General features: G+C 61.3%; 15 protein-coding genes. 5 read left to right on the plus strand and 10 right to left on the minus strand.

Annotated features, from left to right (window positions below; translation table 11 throughout):
• The first annotated feature begins 764 nt into the window (after positions 1-764).
• Genes MTX36_RS27525 through MTX36_RS27535 form a run of 3 tightly spaced genes read left to right on the plus strand, consistent with a single transcriptional unit; the run spans position 765 to position 3,389 of the window.
• Complete coding sequence (locus MTX36_RS27525; RefSeq protein WP_243622842.1) at positions 765-1,958, plus strand: acetyl-CoA C-acyltransferase; 1,194 nt, start codon at positions 765-767, stop codon at positions 1,956-1,958.
• A 30-nt stretch (positions 1,959-1,988) separates the two neighbouring features.
• The gene (locus MTX36_RS27530) at positions 1,989-2,750 is read left to right on the plus strand and encodes a 3-hydroxyacyl-CoA dehydrogenase (protein WP_243622843.1); all 762 of its coding nucleotides are present in this window, start codon (positions 1,989-1,991) and stop codon (positions 2,748-2,750) included.
• 12 nt (positions 2,751-2,762) lie between these two features.
• Positions 2,763-3,389, plus strand: a complete 627-nt coding sequence (locus MTX36_RS27535; protein ID WP_243622844.1) for a TetR/AcrR family transcriptional regulator — start codon at positions 2,763-2,765, stop codon at positions 3,387-3,389.
• Between the two features lie 54 nt (positions 3,390-3,443).
• On the opposite strand, the gene MTX36_RS27540 is transcribed toward MTX36_RS27535, so the two are convergent.
• The 8 genes from MTX36_RS27540 to MTX36_RS27575 form a co-directional block, all read right to left on the minus strand.
• Positions 3,444-5,066, minus strand: coding sequence for a long-chain fatty acid--CoA ligase (locus tag MTX36_RS27540; protein ID WP_243622845.1), 1,623 nt, complete (start codon positions 5,064-5,066; stop codon positions 3,444-3,446).
• Between the two features lie 97 nt (positions 5,067-5,163).
• Complete coding sequence (locus tag MTX36_RS27545) at positions 5,164-6,837, minus strand: dihydroxyacetone kinase family protein (protein WP_243622846.1); 1,674 nt, start codon at positions 6,835-6,837, stop codon at positions 5,164-5,166.
• Between the two features lie 27 nt (positions 6,838-6,864).
• Positions 6,865-7,884, minus strand: a complete 1,020-nt coding sequence (locus tag MTX36_RS27550; RefSeq protein ID WP_243622847.1) for a low specificity L-threonine aldolase — start codon at positions 7,882-7,884, stop codon at positions 6,865-6,867.
• Between the two features lie 46 nt (positions 7,885-7,930).
• The gene (locus MTX36_RS27555; protein ID WP_243622848.1) at positions 7,931-8,704 is read right to left on the minus strand and encodes a sulfite exporter TauE/SafE family protein; all 774 of its coding nucleotides are present in this window, start codon (positions 8,702-8,704) and stop codon (positions 7,931-7,933) included.
• A gap of 201 nt (positions 8,705-8,905) precedes the next feature.
• Positions 8,906-10,267, minus strand: a complete 1,362-nt coding sequence (locus tag MTX36_RS27560; protein WP_243622849.1) for a rhodanese-like domain-containing protein — start codon at positions 10,265-10,267, stop codon at positions 8,906-8,908.
• A 99-nt stretch (positions 10,268-10,366) separates the two neighbouring features.
• Positions 10,367-11,791: a DUF2252 domain-containing protein gene (locus tag MTX36_RS27565; protein WP_243622850.1), complete on the minus strand. Its 1,425-nt coding sequence runs from the start codon at positions 11,789-11,791 to the stop codon at positions 10,367-10,369.
• A 74-nt stretch (positions 11,792-11,865) separates the two neighbouring features.
• A complete protein-coding gene (locus MTX36_RS27570) occupies positions 11,866-12,189 on the minus strand; it encodes a DUF6292 family protein (RefSeq protein WP_243622851.1) in 324 nt (107 codons plus the stop codon).
• A 64-nt stretch (positions 12,190-12,253) separates the two neighbouring features.
• Entirely contained in the window at positions 12,254-13,156 is a 903-nt protein-coding gene (locus MTX36_RS27575) for an Lrp/AsnC family transcriptional regulator (protein ID WP_243622852.1), read from the minus strand.
• A gap of 224 nt (positions 13,157-13,380) precedes the next feature.
• Here MTX36_RS27575 and MTX36_RS27580 point away from each other — a divergent pair, with 224 nt between their 5' ends.
• Entirely contained in the window at positions 13,381-15,093 is a 1,713-nt protein-coding gene (locus MTX36_RS27580; protein WP_243622853.1) for an amidohydrolase, read from the plus strand.
• A gap of 3 nt (positions 15,094-15,096) precedes the next feature.
• Positions 15,097-16,467, plus strand: a complete 1,371-nt coding sequence (locus MTX36_RS27585; protein ID WP_243622854.1) for an MFS transporter — start codon at positions 15,097-15,099, stop codon at positions 16,465-16,467.
• Between the two features lie 71 nt (positions 16,468-16,538).
• On the opposite strand, the gene MTX36_RS27590 is transcribed toward MTX36_RS27585, so the two are convergent.
• Together MTX36_RS27590 and MTX36_RS27595 are read right to left on the minus strand one after the other, a co-directional pair.
• A complete protein-coding gene (locus MTX36_RS27590) occupies positions 16,539-16,859 on the minus strand; it encodes an antar domain protein (protein ID WP_243622855.1) in 321 nt (106 codons plus the stop codon).
• A gap of 331 nt (positions 16,860-17,190) precedes the next feature.
• A complete protein-coding gene (locus tag MTX36_RS27595) occupies positions 17,191-18,024 on the minus strand; it encodes a S9 family peptidase (RefSeq protein WP_243622856.1) in 834 nt (277 codons plus the stop codon).
• Between the last annotated feature and the right edge of the window lie 63 nt (positions 18,025-18,087).

The following is an 18,087-nucleotide window of genomic DNA, read 5'->3' on the forward strand; positions in this document are numbered from 1 at the left end:
GGGTCCAGGTGCCGGTGAGGGTGGTGGCGGCGACTGCGCTGGCTCCGGCGGCTGCGGCGATGAATCCGCGGCGGGTCAGTCGGGTTGTTTCGTTGTGGGCCGTCATGGTGGGGCTACTCCATCGGGGTCGGAAACTCTGGGTACAGATTTACCGTGGTTACGGTTGTGCCGATCGCTGTGATTCCTCGACCACGAAGGGTGCCAGGTAGAGGTTTACTGTTCGAGCGTTGAAAACATGCGTCCACCAGCATGTTTGAAGCCTTGCTTAGGCCGGGGGGCGCATCATGCGGTCAAATATAGAACACGTCTCACTTTTTTGGGATGAAAACGCCAATCTAAATTGAGGATCAGTGAATATTCGGTTAGCGCTGTTAGGGAACTAGGACGGAACTTCTGGCCCAAGTACGACGCGCTGAATTAATACTAAAGTACTAGTAATTCCCCTCTGTGGGCCTTCTATTACGACTTTAGTACTGGGTATTTTCGTAAATAATTCTCAATATTCATCCTTTAGTAGTAGTAGGCCGCCTGCAGATTTCCTGGGAAGGTGCCCGAATTGAGAATGCCACTGTGTTGCGGCGCGCTTCAGACGTCGGGCACGTGCGGGGGCGATCGGCATTGACTCTGGCGCTGCCAGCATGGTAGCTATTTAACGAGCGCTAAGTCAGTGATTGGGCTTCGCGTTCACGATCACGGTCCGGTGCCTGATGCAGGCATCTCGGGTGTCGGACCGTCTCACGCGCACGTCCTCGAAGGGAACGCAGATGACCAATGCAGTAATCGTCGATGTAGTCCGGATTGCATCCGGCAAGGGCAAGCCCGGTGGGGCGCTGTCCGGAACCCACCCCGTCGAACTGATGGCGCATGTACTGCGGTCCATCGTCGAGCGCAATGGCCTCGATCCCGCTTTGGTGGACGACGTCATCGGTGGTTGCGTCGGCCAGGCCGGCGAGCAGGCCCTCAACATCACCCGTAGCGCTGTGCTCTCGGCAGGTTTCCCCGATTCGGTGCCGGCCACCACCATTGACCGCCAGTGCGGATCAAGTCAGCAGGCAGCACACTTCGCAGCCCAGGGCATCATCGCCGGTGCCTATGACATCGTCATTGCCGCTGGTGTTGAATCGATGAGCCGCGTCCCCATGGGTTTCACCTCGATGGGCAAAGACGCATCCGGCCCCGGCATCGCCGCTCGCTACCCCGAAGGCCTGATCAACCAGGGTATCTCCGCAGAACTGATCACCTCCAAGTGGAAGCTCGACCGCGAAGCGCTCGACGCATTTGCCGCACAGTCCCACCAGCGCGCCGCAGCAGCGGCAGCGGCCGGACTGTTCGACAAGGAGATCATTCCCATCTCGGTGACCAACGCTGCCGGAGAAACCGTTTCACACACCGTCGACGAGACGGTGCGCACATCGACCACCGCTGAAGGTCTGGCCGGATTGAAGCCGTCGTTCTGCTCCGAGAAGTACGCGGAGCGTTTCCCGCAGGCGCAGTGGGCCATCACTCCCGGAAACTCCTCGCCCCTCACCGACGGTGCGTCGGCCGCTCTGATCATGAGCGAAGAGATGGCGTCCAAGCTGGGCCTGACCCCGCGTGCCCGCTTCCATTCCTTCTCGGTCGTCGGTGACGATCCGTTGCTCATGCTCACCGCTCCCATCCCGGCGACGCACAAGGTGTTGGCTCGCGCCGGCCTGAGCATCGACGATATGGACACCTACGAGGTCAACGAAGCATTCGCTCCGGTGCCGCTGGCCTGGGCGCATGAGTTCGGTGCCGACCCGGCAAAGCTCAATCCGTGGGGCGGCGCCATCTCGCTCGGCCACGCACTCGGATCCTCGGGAACGCGTCTGCTCGCCACGATGGTCAACCACCTCGAAGCCACCGGTGGACGCTACGGCTTGCAGACCATGTGCGAGGGTGCAGGCATGGCAAACGCCACGATTATCGAACGTATCTAAAATCTCTCACCGTTCTCGAAAGGAATTCATATGATCGTCAACGACAGCGTCGCCGTCGTCACCGGTGGAGCCTCCGGTCTCGGCCTGGCAACCGTCAAAGCCCTTCTCGCAGACGGGGCTAGCGTCGTCATCATCGACCTGCCCTCGTCCAATGGTGAGGTCATTGCCAAGGAGCTCGGCGACCGCGTCCGCTTCGCCGCAGCCGACGTCACCGACGAGGCTGCCGTCACCGCCGCACTCGACTTGGCTGAGACCCTCGGGCCCATCCGCGTTGCAGTCAACTGCGCCGGAATCGGCAATGCCATCAAGACCGTCAGCAAGAAGGGTGCCTTCCCGCTCGACGCGTTCAAGAAGGTCATCGACGTTAACCTGATCGGCACGTTCAACGTGCTTCGCCTTGCCGCGGAGCGTATTTCGACAACCGAGCCCATCGACGGTGAGCGCGGCGTCATCATCAACACCGCCTCGGTCGCAGCGTACGACGGACAGATCGGTCAGGCTGCCTACTCCGCGTCGAAGGGTGGCGTCGTCGGCATGACCCTGCCCATCGCCCGCGACCTCGCGTCGCTGCTGATCCGCGTCAACACCATTGCGCCCGGCCTGTTCAAGACCCCGCTGCTCGGAAGCTTGCCGGAAGCCGCTCAGGCGTCACTCGGCCAGCAGGTTCCGCACCCCTCACGTTTGGGTGATCCCAGCGAATACGGATCATTGGCTGCGCACATCGTCTCCAACCCCATGCTCAACGGTGAGACCATCCGTCTCGACGGCGCAATCCGCATGGCACCGCGCTAATTTCACCAAAATATGACTAGCGAAGCGGAAAATGCGAACTCGGTAGCGGTGGGGTGGCGATCCTTCCCTCCGCTGCCGATGAGCGACATCCTGCGTCATTCGCTGGAGTTGTTCGACGAGAACGGTTACCACGGCACAACGGTGCGGCAGATCGCCAACCGTGTCGGGGTGACCGTTCCCGCGTTGTATTACCACCACGCCAGCAAAGAAGCAGTGCTTGTCGCGTTGTTCGAAGTGTCGATGGAAGAGTTGAACACCAGAACCGAAGCGGCAGAAGAAGAAGCGGGCGAGGATCCGGTCGCACGCTTCTCCCTGGTGGTGGAGGCGATCGTTCTGTACATGACACATCGATCGCATCACGCAGCACTCGATACGGAGATTCGCCACGTCTCCCCGGAAAGCCGAAGTCGCTACGCGGCCAGTCGGAAACGGCTTGAGCTTCTGATGCGCAAGATCGTCAATGACGGTGCGGCGTCAGGAGATTTCTCGGTCACCGACACCGACGAGACTGTCCGGGCCATTCTCGGAATGTGCCAGTCACTGCCGCGGTGGTTCCAAACTGGTGGACCGATGACGCCGTCGCAATTGGCGGAGAAGTACGTCGATATCGCGCTGCATACTGTCGGGCACTGCTCGTAACTGAAGGCGGGCAACAGGTTTGACCTGTTGCCCGCCTTCAATGTTCAGTCTGTGTCAGAGGCGCGTAACCGTGAGCCCGCCATCGTGGTAATCGGACCGCAGACGCTTCTTGTCGAACTTGCCGACGCTTGTCTTCGGAACTTCCTGCACCACAGCCCAGTTCTCGGGCAGCTGCCACTTGGCAACCTTGCCTGAAAGGTATTCCTGCAGTTCGGACATCGTCGCTGTCGAGCCCGCACGCAAGACGACAGCCACCAAGGGGCGCTCGTCCCACTTCTCGTCCGGGACACCGATAACGGCGGCTTCGGTGACATCCGGGTGCCCCATCACAGCGTTCTCGAGGTCGACGGACGAAATCCATTCGCCACCCGATTTGATGATGTCCTTGGAGCGGTCCGAGAGGCTGAGGAAACCGTCTGCGGTGATAGATCCGACATCGCCGGTCTTGAGCCAGCCCTCATTGAACTTGTCGGCGGCGTCGACGCCGTAGTAGGCGCCGGTGATCCACGGTCCGCGAACTTCGAGCTCGCCGACGGAAACACCGTCGTGTGCAACAGTTTTGCCGTCGTCGTCGATCAGGCGCGCTTCGACGGAAGCGGGGAAACGGCCCTGTGAGTAGCGGTACTTCCACATTGCGTCACCGGTGACGCCGACCGGGGGACGGGCAACCGAGCCCAGCGGGGAGGTTTCCGTCATGCCCCAGGCATGCAGAACGCTGACGTTGTGCTGCTCTTCGAAAGCGTGCATCAGTGACGGAGGTACGGCGGAGCCGCCGATCAGAACCTCACGGATGAACGAGATGTCCTGCGGGTTCTGCTCGAGGTAGAGGTGCAGGCCCTGCCAGATGGTGGGCACTGCGGCCGCGAACGTCGGCTTCTCGCTGGCGATGATCGCAGCCATCGGAGCGGGCTGCAAAAAGCGGTCGGGCATGATCAGCGACGCGCCGATCATGAAGGCGGCGTAGGGAAGTCCCCACGACATTGCGTGGAACTGCGGAACAACTGCCAGTGCACGGTCGCCCTGCCTGAGGTTGGGGCCGTCGCTCATGCAGACCTGCATGGAATGCAAGTAGATCGAACGATGCGAGTACACAACACCTTTGGGGTCTCCGGTGGTGCCGGAGGTGTAACACATCGCAGCAGCGCTGCGCTCGTCAACCTCGGGCCACGCAAACTCCGTCGGCTGCTCGGCGATCAGGCCCTCGTACGTGTGAACCTCGACGCCCTCAGGCGCCTCCAGGCCCGCAGTGGAGGAGCCCGTCACGATGATGTGCTTGACCGTCGTAAGCGACGGCAACTGCGGCGAGAGCAACGGGATCAGCGACGGATCCACGATGATCACATGATCTTCGGCGTGATTGGCAACGTGGATCAGCTGCTCCGGGAACAACCGGATGTTGAGTGTGTGGAGCACGGCGCCCATCGAAGGAATAGCCAGGTATGCCTCGAGGTGCTCGGAGTTGTTCCACATGAACGTGGCAACGCGCTGGTCTCCGTCGACGCCCAATCCGCGCAGAGCATGAGCGAGCTGAGCGCAGCGCTGACCGACCTCGGCGTATGACGTACGACGTGGGCCGGCTTCAGTCCAGGTCACAACCTCGGCATCGCTGTGCACTGTGGCGCCGTGGCGCAAAATTTGAGCAATGGAGAGTGGGGCGTCTTGCATCGTGCTCAGCATGGGCTGCTCCTGGTTGTCATGCGATCCTGTGCTTTCCAGACAGGTCGCAAACGACGTGCGTGTGATGCCAGATTAACCACACTTCTTTAACTGATGTTTAGTGACCCGTCCCACACTCGAAGAACCAGGCAATTACCAGCGCACCCGGATCGATCACCCCGCGCGCGGCCTCGCCCACGTAACTTGCGCGACCTCGATTGGCGATCATCGCTTCAGTCGATTCGGCGCCGGCGTGAGCGGCATTTGCAGCCTGACGTAGAGCGGTGTCGTACGTGGTGCCGGACCGAACTGCTTCCTCGAGCGCCTCGACGGCGGGGACTATCGCATCGACCATCGTCTTGTCGCCGGGGCGTGCGCCGCCGAGCGTGGTGATGTTGTCGAGGCCGGCTCGCGCAGCGGTAGTGACGGCCGCGAGATCGAACCTCCCGTTGCCCGCTGCGCGGTAGAAGTGTCGGAACCAGATGCCGAACAATGCGCCGGACGTCCCGCCTGCATGCCCGAGGTATGCCTGCGAAATAGCATCGAATGCAGTTGACGTGGAATAGGAATCCCTCATTGCCGTGAGGTCCAACTGTTCGAGGGCCGCCACCATGTTGGTTCCGAAGTCACCGTCGCCGGCTCGGCGGTCCAAGTCGGTGAGTGCTGGTTCCTGATCGAGTACCTTCTGAGCCCAAGCGGCTACCCAAGGTCCTGCTGATTCGTTATCAGTCGGGGTTGTGGGAGGGGTGTACGTGGGGCCGAAGGATCCGCTCGGGCCAACTGCCGAGTACGTTCTTGCCGGCGAATTGGGCCATGCCGGAGCACTGCACGGAGCGTCCCATAATTCGAGGACTTGGTCGTCGACGCGCACGAGTGTGATGGAGGCTCCGGCCATGTTGAGTGCCGTGACAAAAGTTCCGACCAGTGGACGCTCGATGCGAATTCCCTTCTGGTCCAGATATTCTCCGAGTTCCGCGAACAGCAAGTGCAATTCCAACGGATGGGTGGCGCCCAAGCCGTTTACTACAGCGATCACACGATCGCCGCGGACAAGTTGGAGTGAGTCGATGATCGGATCGGTCAGTCGACGTACCAGTTCGGGTGCCGGCAAAGCGTCGACGCGTTCACGACCGCGCTCGCCGTGGATTCCGATCCCCAGTTCCATCTGGCCTGCCGGCAGGTCGAACGACGGCTCCGTTGCGCCCGGGAGCGTGCACGGCGCCAGTGCGACGGCCATGCTGCGCGCGGATTCCGCTACCTGTCGGCCGATGCTGACCACCTCGGCCAAACTGTCACCACGCTCGGCTGCTGCGCCGCATACCTTTTCGACCACGACAGTGGCTGCAGTGCCTCGACGCCCGGGGCCGTTGCCGTCGGCTCGTTCCGAGGCGAGATCGTCGTCGACCAGGACAACATCGGTGTCAATAGCGTCCTCCCGCAGTAACTCTCGTGCGATGCCGAAGTTCAAAACATCGCCGGTGTAGTTCTTCACGATGTGGAGGACACCGCCGCCGACGTCGACGGCTTTGGATGCCTCATGAATTTGCAGCGCGTTGGGCGAGGTGAACACCAGGCCGGGGCAGACGGCGGTCAGCATGCCCTCACCGATGAACTCGGCATGCAACGGTTCATGTCCTGATCCGCCGCCGGACACGATGGCGACTTGCTCGCGCGGAAGAGGGTGCGCCCGCATGAGGTATCCGGGGTCGGGATTCCAGGAAATATCATCGGTGGACGCGATCAGTCCACGAAGTGAATCTGGGACAAATGTCTTTGCGCTGCGCATGAACATGGTTCCAGCGTAGGTCTATCGCCGCGTTCAGGTACTGATTGCACTCACTCGATCCAGTACGGACTCGATATCGTCGGTGCTCACATCCCGGTGAGTGACAAACCGCACCTTGCCGGCCACCGTCACTGCGCCGACACCCACAGTGGCAAGGTGTGAAACAACGACGCTCGGGTCGGTGACGTCGGCGAGAACGATATTTGTTTCGGGTTCTGTTGTGTTCCATCCACGTTCACGTAGTCCGCGTGCGAGTAGTTGCGCATTGGTGTGGTCGTCGACCAGTCGATGACGCGAGGCCAGAGCAATGATGCCGGCCGCGGCCAGCACTCCGCCCTGACGGATCCCTCCACCGAGCATCTTTCGGATGCGCCGTGCTTCAGCGATCCTCTCGGTGGACGCAGCCAGAACCGATCCCACCGGCGCACCCAATCCCTTGCTCAGACACACCTGAACTGTATCGGCTCCCAGAGTCAGCTCGTCGAGCGAAACATGCAGCGCTGCGGCGGCATTCCACAACCGTGCGCCGTCGAGGTGGATGAGCAGACCGCTCGATCGCGCGGCCTCGACCAATGCCGTCCATTGAACAGTCGTCATGACTGCTCCGCCCGCGAAATTGTGCGAGTTCTCCAGGCACAGCAAGGTGGTGTTCAGCGTGTAGTACGGACCGCCACTTCCGACAGCTCGGCGAACCGTATCGGGAGTGGGCCGCCCGGGCCCACCGTCGTGGGGCAAGGCCATCGGCATTCCCTGAGCCAGCCACGCCGCGGTTCCCAACTCCGAACCGAGGACGTGAGAGTGCTCGGGTGCCAGAAATTGATCGCCGCGACGCAGATGCATCATCAACGCGATGAGATTGCCCATCGAACCGCTGGGCACCCATAGGGCAGCGGGAAACCCGAGTAGATTCGCCACCTCTTCCTCGAGCGCGGCCATCGTCGGATCGTGATCGAGGACGTCGTCACCGACTTCGGCGTCGGCCATGGCCTTGCGCATCTCCGAGTCAGGGGTGGTGACGGTGTCCGAGCGCAGATCGATATAGGTCGACGTCATGACTTCATTCGATCAAGCTTGCTGCTCAACGGTCAACTGAATGCGATCATGCACCCACAATCACCTGAAACACCACAAACGCTGCGACCACGAAGATCAAGTACGCGAACCACTTCTGCAAGCGTGCCCGGTCGATGCGTTGACCGAACCGGCCGGCTACCAGTGACCCAGCGATAGCGGTGATGGTGAACGCCGCAACCACTCCCCAATCGAGGGTCAGATCGCCGAGGTAAGCGAGAAGACCGGACCCGGAGTTGGCGGTCACAATCACCAACGACGTGCCGACCGCGACGGACATCTCGATACCAAGCAGCAATACCAGCGCCGGGACGATGAGAAAGCCGCCGCCAACGCCGAAGAGTCCCGTCAGGAAGCCGACGCCGAGGCCGGCGGGGATGGCGCGTGAAGTGCACCGACGCCAGTTGATACCCGCCCCCTCGATGCGGCACGCGGTCCCGACGTTGGATGTCTCCGACAGCATCCGGATCCCGGCGACAACCATGACGAGAGCAAAGCCAGTCATGGTGACGGCGGGGGGGAGGGCGCGGTTTACCGCACTGCCGGCAAACGCGGCTAGGAATCCGGTGGCAGCGAAGACCCCCGCCAGGCGCCATTGAACTTGTCGCGCGGCAACTTTGGGGATGGCGCCGAACAGTGACGCGATGCCGACAACCAACAATGACATCGGTACGGCTTGCTCGAGCGGCATGCCCAAGGCATAGACCAGGACCGGAACTGCGAGTATTGATCCGCCGCCGCCGAGTAGCCCCAGCAGGATCCCGATGACGGAACCCAGTGCCAGGGTCAGGGCGAGCGTCATTTACCTACCGCCGGAACAAGTTCTTGAAGAAGCCGCTCGGGCGCTCGCACGTACAACGCTGGGCCAAGGGCACCGACTTCATGACGTCGTCGACATGCTGGCCGCAACCGCTCCAGGTGGTTTTCGAGCAGGTCGAGCAGGTGACGGGGGAACACATAGTTTTCTCCTTCAAATGTTGGATGGTCAAGCAGCGTTGGATGGTTAAGCGGCGAGCCAGGCGTTGTAACCGCCGGCCAGGTCACTGACATGTGGGAGTCCCTGTGCGCGTAGCAGTGATGCGGCGACGCTGGAGCGCCACCCGCCGGCGCAGTGGACGACGACGGGACGATCCGTCGGCAATTCGTCTATCCGAGAACGTAATTGCGCGAGGGGTATGGACACAGCGCCGGCAATCGTGCCGAACTCTCGCTCACCGGGGTTGCGAATGTCGACGAGAGTAACGGCGTCGCCTGCGAGCAATTGTGCCAACTCCGACACGGTAGTGCGTGGTGCAGCCTGCACGAGGTCGGACAACTCCGCCGGAAAGGTGCCGTCGGCGTTGACGAAGCCGATAACGTTGTCGGATCCGATGCGTGCCAAGCGTTTAGCGGCTTCCTGCTGTTCACCGGGGTAGGTGATGACGACTATCCGATCGCCGATCTCGGCCACCATTCCGCCAGTTTCTGCGAAGCGGCCGTCGAAGCCGACGTTGACAGTTCCGGCAAGGTGACCGGCCGCGAAGTCCTCGACACTACGAGCATCGAGGATTGCTGTACCCGAAGATATTTCGGCGCGTAGATTTTCGACACTCAACTCCGGAACAACCCGGGCGGGATCGAGTAGCGTGCGGGCACTTTTGTTCAGCGCGACGTCGGTAGCGAAGTACGGCGGCACGGAAGGCTGTCCGTCGGTGATCATGTCGACAAAACTGTCTTCGCTCATCGGAGCGACGGAGGGGTTGGTGCGTCGTTGCTCGCCGATGGTGGAGGTCAGCTGGTCCGACATGTTCTTGCCGCAGGAAGAACCGGCGCCGTGGGCGGGCATGACGGTCACGGAATCCGGCAGTGCCAGAAGGACATTGTGGATGGTTCGGTACATCGCTTGCGCCAGATCGGTATTGGATCCCTCGCCGAGATTGGCCAGGTCTGGGCGTCCGACATCGCCGATGAACAGGGAATCGCCGGTCAGTACTGCGGTCGGTATGGCACCGGCGTTTTCACGGATCAACAGACTGATCGATTCCCAGGTGTGACCGGGCGTTGAGAGGACTTCGATATCGACTTCGCCGAGTGAGATGCGCTCGCCATGAGTGAGTCGTTTGATGGGGTACTCGGTTTCGGCAGACTCGCCGAATGCGATCCAGGCATCGGTGGCGTCGCGCAGTTCAAGGTGGCCGGAGACGAAGTCGGCATGGAAGTGAGTGTTGACGACTCCCACGATTTTCAGGCTGTAGCGCTGCGCGTCCTCGAGGTAGCCGTCGACGTCGCGGCGAGGGTCCACGACGATGGCCGTTCCGGTGCTCTCGTCGCCGATCAGGTATGAGGCGTGCGAGAGGCATTCGATGTAGTACTGCTCGAGAATCATCTGTGCGCTCCTGGTCTGCTGGGTTCGAACACCAGGATGCCAGATACCCCCAGGGGTATGCATAGATCCGTGACGAACACCACCGAGGTGCAAGAAATGTCAGATACCGGTTTCGGCGGCGATCCTGCCACTGGCCACGGCTTTGCGTAGCTCTTCGTGATCGCGTTCCGTCTGGTCGGCATACAACCGTGCGAAGCGTGCGAGGGCGGTGTCGACCACGTCGGAGGAGCCCAGGTATCCCGAGATCAATGACGCACCACTGGTCCGGGCGTGGCCTTTGGCCAACAGTCGACCGCAGATAGCAACATAGTCGGTGAGCGCCGACGCGTCGATGGTGTTGAGATCCACCGAACCCTTCATGTTGCGGAACTGGCGGACGTAATACTGGCGATCATCGACCGTGCACCAGCCGAGCAGGGGATCGCTGACGGTTTGAAGTGCTTGCTGGTATTCGGCTACGCGTCGGCCCTGGTGGTCGTGCCACGCGGACTTGCCGTGAACGAACGGGGCGACGACGGATCGGCGGGCCTGCTTGAGTTGAAGGAACAGAACGTCGTCCGGGATGCTGCCCTCGCAGAGCGCGACATAAGCGCGGAGTGCAACGCTGCCGACGCCCACGACGCGGTGTGCGACGTCAACGACGTTGTAGCCCGAAACCACTCGACGCCAGTGTGGCGCAAGGGTTTCAAGATATTCGTCCAGGCCCTGTAGCAAAAAGCCGGTGTCCTGCTCGGTGAGATGAGTAGTCAGCGGCGGGTTTTCGAGGAGTTTTCGCTGTCCGCCTTCTTGGACGGTGAAGCGGGAAAGCGCATGATCGCTGGTGCGTTTGCGGGCGCGCTCGGCGGCACGCGCGATCTCGGCCTGCAGTCCGGGATCGGTGACGTGCGCGGTGAGGCCGTCAAGATTGACGCGGTCGAATGATCGGCCGAACAGTGGACGTTCGGCCAGTGTGGCCAGGTGGTTCCGATACGCCGAGGTGCACGAGACTGTTGCACTCTCGCACTGGCTTTCGGTGAAGCCGTTCTGGCGGCAGGCAACCCAGATGCTCGCAACCAACCGTCGTAGATCCCATTCCCAGGGACCGGGATGAGCTTCGTCGAAATCGTTGAGGTCGATGACCAGTTCGCGTTCGGGGGAGCCGTAGAAACCAAAATTGCCGACATGCGCGTCGCCGCAGATGACGGGATTGATGCCGGTAGACGGCAACGTCGAAAGGTCCTCGGCCATCAAACCCGCTGTGCCGCGCAAAAATCCGTACGGCGATGCAACCATGCGTCCGACCCGGATGGGAACCAGCCAGTCGAGTCGACCTTCATGGGCGGTATTTACCTGATCTACCGGATCACGACGCGTAGTTGGGGGAGACCAATCTCCGAGCGCGGACCGCGGCACCTGCTTGCGGAGGTTCTTGCCGATAGCACGACGCTCACTTCGAGGAGTTTGCCGAGTGCGCAGTGTCGCTTTGCCGTCCGGTTCGACCTCGATATCGGCGATCTGGCCGACAGGCCTGGGGGACGGGTCCATGTCGGTCTCCTTCGTCGGGCGTACGAACTCGCGCTCGATAGTATGCCCGCGCGGTCAGGCGCCGATGCGGAGAGTCAGTCAGTGGCCTGCGCTATCAACTCGACTGCCCGGTCTGCGCACACAAAGGGGTCGGGCATGCGGCCGAGCCCGAGGCATTCGATGACCGAGAAGGACGAGTTCGGGGTGTCTTCGACGCCGAGAGCCCAACCGAAGTAGTGATTCCACGCCAAGACTGCCCGGTGGCCACTGTGAGGGGGAAGTTCGCCGGGCAAGACGAGCACTGCATCGAACGCCGGACAATCGCACCAGACAACAGATTCGGCAAATACCGAGGCGGCGACTGCGACGACATAACGTTGGCACGTCGACGCACTGGGTAACGCGATGTGAGCGGTCATGATTCGGTCCTCCGATCAGGTGCCCATTCTGGGGTGCCCCTTCCGCATGAAGAGAAAACCCGATTCAGTCCCGGACGTCGAGGCTGCGGGCGTAGTGCTCTTTGAAGACCTCGAGGTGTGCCCAGGACTCCAAGCCGCTGACGCCGTCGATCCCTCGAATACGTTCGGACAGTGTGTGGAGATCGTTGGACGAATTGGCGGCAACCGTCGCGATGACGTCGTAACGACCAAGCGTCCGAGCCAGAAACTCGATTCCCGGCAGCGCCTCGATTTCGGACACGGCTGCGTCGTCGCGGGAGCCGAGATTTACTCCGATGCCCATTGCGAGAGTGCGCCCGCCGCCGCGACGCTTCACGACGGCGCCCACGCGAAGTGCGGTGCTCGAGATCAGGTGGTTGACGCGATTGCGTACGGCACTCGGCGAGAGCCCGGTGTGTTCGGCCAGTTCGAGAAACGGCATACGCCCATTGCCTTCGAGCAGTTCGATCAATGCGATATCGACCGAATCGAGTCGGATATCTGCTTGTAAAGCGCTGTCCGGCATGAAGATTCCCCGGACGACGTCGACATAGACCAAGGTGCTCACAGATCTGACTCCCGACTGTGAGCGGAGTTCGGCAATTGCCCGGTACAACTCGTCGTGGTTGGGGACTCGAAGTTCAGCAATCACGTTGTACTGCCCGCTGACTGCCGAAATGTACACAGCGGATTCGGATTCGATCAAAGCGTCGATGACTGGTGTCAGTGAGCCGGACACGGCTATGGATACGTGTGCCAGCGCCTTCAGTCCGAGTAGTTGGGGATGCGCGACGGCGACCACGGCGACGGTGCCCGACTCCACTAGCCACTGGACCCGGGTGGATACCGCGGATCTGGGTGCGTCGACGGCTGCGGACAGCTCACGGTAGGTGGCTCGGCCGTTCTTCTGAAGTGCGGCGATGAGCTTGGAATCCAGATCTACGGTCACTGTGCCTCAACTTTTTCAGAGATTTTTGTGTCGATACCAACCATAGGAAGAATCGCATACGGCATAGATTTATGCGAATAAGTGCAAAAGTGATCATAAATATGAACATAAACGCTGTAGACCGCATGGTATGAAACTTTCGTGCGTTGCATCACTCCTGGTCAGAGCGTAGTTTTCGCTCATTGCACTAGTGACCTGCACCACGATCTTCACGAAGGACCCTCATGCGCAAGTTGCACACCCACGAAGCATCGCCACTCGACGCGACGGCCACGATCTTCACGGCCGACACCATCCACACCGTTGACGAGCAGGCGTCCGCTCCCGAAGCCTTCCTAGTCTTCGGCAATCGCTTCGCCGCTGTCGGAACGCTCGAGCAGTGCCGTACGGAGGCGCGCCGGTTGAGTGCGCGGACCACCGCAGTCGTGGAACTCGGCAGTGCAACCGTGGTGCCAGGCTTCGTGGATCCGCACGCGCATCCATTGATGTACGGCCAGATGCTCAGCTGGGTGGACTGTGGCCCCGAGAAGGCGTCCTCGATCCCGGAAATCGTTGCGCTGCTTCAAGAAGCTGCGCAGAGTGCGCCGGAAGGCGTGCCGGTTCGTGGATACGGTTACGAGCATCGCAACCTCGTAGAAGGTCGTCATCCGCTCAAAGAAGAGCTCGATCTGGTCGGCACCGACCGCGAGGTCTACCTCATGAATGCCAGCGGCCACGGTGGAGTGGTCAACTCCTTCACTTTCGAGAAGCATGGAATCAGTAGGGACACAGTCAATCCCGACGGTGGAGAATTTTTCCGCGATGCCGACGGCGAACTGACGGGCGAACTCTCGGACGCCGCGTGCAATATCTTGACCGGCGTCAACGGAGTGAAGGTCGGCCACCACGGCCCCAACTTCCACCTCGAGGACGAGCCCGAAGAGCACCTTCGTCAACTGTCGGTTGCGCAGGACCGGTTCCTCGCCGGCGGCGTCACCACCATCGGTGACTGCCAGGTGACGCGTCGTGAATTCGACATGTATCTGCGTCTGGCAGAGCAGGATCAGCTCAAGACGCGCATCAGCATGTACATGCTCAGTCACCTTCTCGATCACGTCATCGACACGGGAATGCATGGCGCGTTCGGCAATTCGCGTCTGGCGTTCGGTGGTATCAAATTCTATGCCGACGGCACACTCGGCGGCTGGACAGCCTACTTCCCCGATGGCTACGTGGGCGATCCGTGCCGTACCGGGCAGCTGTACCACGAGCCCGAGGATTACTCGGCGCTGATCGCGAAGGCTCACGCAGTAGGCCTCCAGACCGCGACGCACGCTCAGTCGCCGACCGCAATCGACATGGTGCTCGACGCCATCGAGGCCGCACAGAAGGCGCACCCCGACGCCGACGCGCGTCACCGCATCGAGCATTGCGGCCTGCCGACGCTGGAGCAGATTGCCCGGATGAACCTGGCCGGCGTCTACCCCGTCAACCAGCCGCAGCATTACTACAACTGGGGCGAAGGCGTCACCGCCGCGATCGGAACTCCGGGTGAGCGGTTCAACCCGCTCGGGGAGTTCATTGCCGCTGAGGTTCCCGTCACTATCAGCTCCGACGCTCCCGTTGCCGAGCCGAAGCCCCTCGAGGCGATCCAGGCAGCCGTCACGCGTGTAACGCGTCAGGGTCACCAACTCGGTTCGCAGGCACTGTGCATTACCGCTGACCAGGCACTCCAGGCTCACACCCTCAACGGCGCGCGAGCGCTGGGCCGGGAAGCGGAACTGGGCAGCATTTCCGTCGGCAAGCGTGCCGACTTCGTTGTTCTGGGCGCGGATCCTCTCTCAGTTCCCGCCGACACGATCGCTCAGATCGATGTCCGGGAGACCTGGATCGACGGCGAACTCGCACATTCAGGACATAACCACCTATCGTCGAACACTTCGACCACCGAGGAATAAGCCATGAACCGAGAGCAACAACTAGTCAAAGCCCGCAAGGCAGGTTTTGCAGCATTCGTCGGCACAACCATCGAGTGGTACGACTTCTACGTCTATGCCACGGCGGCAGCCCTGGTGTTCGGCGACATCTTCTTCCCGCCCGGAACGGATCGACTGACAGGCGTCGCCGCAGCATTTGCGACGTACGCGGTCGGCTTCTTCGCGCGTCCACTCGGCGGAATCGTGTTCGGCCACGTCGGCGACAAGATGGGCCGACGGACCGCCCTCGTCGTCACTCTGACGCTGATGGGTGCCGGCACCTTCCTGATCGGCATGCTGCCCACCTACGCCTCCATCGGGTTCTGGGCGCCGGTCCTGCTCGTTGTGCTCCGCTTCGTCCAGGGCTTTGCCGTGGGCGGCGAATGGGGAGGCGCGGTCCTGATGGCCGTCGAGCACGCCCCCGAGGACAAGAAGACGTTCTACGGCGGATTTGCGCAGCTGGGTAACCCGGCCGGCGCTTTGCTGGCCACCGGCTTCTTCAGCATTCTCTCCACCTTCGGCGACGACGCTCTGCGCGACTGGGCTTGGCGACTGCCGTTCCTCTGCTCCGCGCTGCTCATTCTCGTCGGCTTGGTGGTGCGCTTGAAGGTCGAGGAGTCACCGGTCTTCGAATCCGAGGTCAAGTCCGCGGATGTTCCCGAGATGTTGCCGCTCAAGTACGCGGTTGTGACCAACTGGCGCCCGATCCTGCTGGGTATCGGCATTTTGCCCGTCGCAGTCGGCGGGTACTACCTGGTGACGACATTCATCACGGCCTACGCAACCGGTCCCGAAATCGGGTTGTCCGAGACCTTGATCCTCAACGCTCTGAGTGTGGCCGCGGTGGTCGAGTTGATTGCCACACTCGGAGTTGCCTGGCTCGGCGACAAGGTGGGCCGCGTCCGCGTAGTCGTCTGGGGGTTGGCTGCTGTCGCCCTTCTGGCAGCTCCGCAGTTCCTGGTACTCGAGTCCGGATCGGTGTTCCTGATCTTCCTGACCTTCGCGGCAATGCGACTGGTTTTGGCCGCCACGTACGGTCCGATCGCGGCTGTCCTGTCGCAGATGTTCAAGCCGCAGGCCCGGTACACCAGCATTTCGCTGGCCTACCAGGGGGCCGGCGCGATCTTCGGTGGTTTGTCTCCGCTCGCGTCGACGCTCATGTACAAGGCGACCGGCAGCATCTGGCCCGTCATCGCGCTACTGGTCGCGATGTGCCTGATGAGCATCGCGTGCCTGGTCAAGGCGCCGCAGCACGTGGATGAGGTAACCACGACCGAGGTCGAGCACAACGCCTCCGAGTCTGACGCAGACAGGGCTTCCGAGTCTGACGCAGACAGGGCTTCCGAGTCCGTTTGATCTACGGCAACACAAAGCTGGGGCAGTACACGGAAATCGTGTACTGCCCCAGCTTTGGTTTTTCGGAACGATCAGGCGCTGACGAGGTGGCGATGAAAGTGATCGCTACGACGCTGGGCCTGGCTCAGGTTTCGGATCTCGCGAAGCCAGAAATGTGCAGCCAGAGTGGACGCGCTTTCGGACATCGAGTTCGACGACGAATCGTCGATGAGTGCAACCAGGGCCTTGGCCAGGTTGGAGACCTTGATGTGGTTGGTTTGTGAATGCTCGACCAACAGCGCAGCGGCTTCGTCGGTGGTGCATCGGTACAGCGTGCAGACGATTTCGAGTGCGCGCACACGGGTTCGATCCGTGGTCTTGTGCTGGTCGGTATGAATCATGGTGTTGTGCATGGATATTCCTCTTGAACCGCGCGAGCTGAGAGCTCACGCGGTAGGTAGCGCTAGTTGATACTGGTGCAGTCGGTACGCGATTGGCGGCGGACCCGATGGATCTCAGCGGGGTCTTCGGCCTGGTCAACAATCTGCGGGACTGATGAAAATGCGTAGTGATCAGAGGTGCGGATTTTACCGAACTGGATGCTTGCCCTGATGGTTTTAACCTGGGCTAGCGACCGGCTGCCAGACTGACGGCGACCCTCTGATAATCCCACCATACGTCATCGCCGCGGTTTCAGCTAATTCTTTGCGATCAGCGTGTTGGAAATCGGGCGCTTTTACCTGCTTACTTGCCCGCGACGTGATCAAGAATTGCTTGCTTGGTAATAGCCCAGGCGGGAGATTCGGCATTGCCGAATTCGCCGTGCCCGACATTCGGAAGCTCGATCAGGTCGACATTGTCGCCAGCCGCGCGGGCGGCATCGAAGTAGCGGCGACTCTGCTCGATGGAGACAATTCGGTCATTGCTTCCGTGCAGTGCGGTGATCGGGATTCCAGTCGGAAGATGCTCGATCGGTGAGGCGATGCGATATCGATCGGGAAATTCAGTCGGCATGCCGCCCAGCAGGTTTCGAACAAATCGATCCTGGCCGACTGTAGCCGCGAGCTCCATGTCGAACACCCCGGCCATGACGGTTGCCGAGCGGATCGGCACCTCTAGTTTCGGTTCGGGAGCGTCGGCGCCCTGGCTCGATCTCGATGCTGCCCACGCCGCCAACTGCCCGCCCGCCGAGTAGCCGGCGATATGAACGCGATTCAAATCCAGTCGGCCCCCGGACCTTTCCTGTACGACGGTAGCCAAGGCGTTGGTGGCAGAGACCGCGTCGGACAATGTGGTGGGCCAACCTCCGTGCCTGCCGACGCGTCGATACTCGATGTTCCACACTGCAATTCCATACGGCGTCAACGTTCGAGCCCACGCGCCCGCGTATTCGAGGTTGCTTTTCTGTGCCCAACCGCCGCCGTGAACCAGGATCACGACGGGCAGTGAACCGCTGTCGCCGGGGGGAAGATACAGATCGCCGAATGTATCGGCGTCGGCTGCGTAGGGAATGCGAACGGGGGCGACTGTTGCGTCGGTGCCGGCTGCGCTGGAGACGGAAATGACGAGCGTGAACATGCAGACAACCAAGACTGCGATGTACCGAATCGAGCGGTGCGCGATGGCCGAATCCTCTCGTCA

Origin of the sequence: Rhodococcus sp. ARC_M6, assembly GCF_022810305.1 — a bacterium.
GTDB lineage: Bacteria > Actinomycetota > Actinomycetes > Mycobacteriales > Mycobacteriaceae > Rhodococcus_F.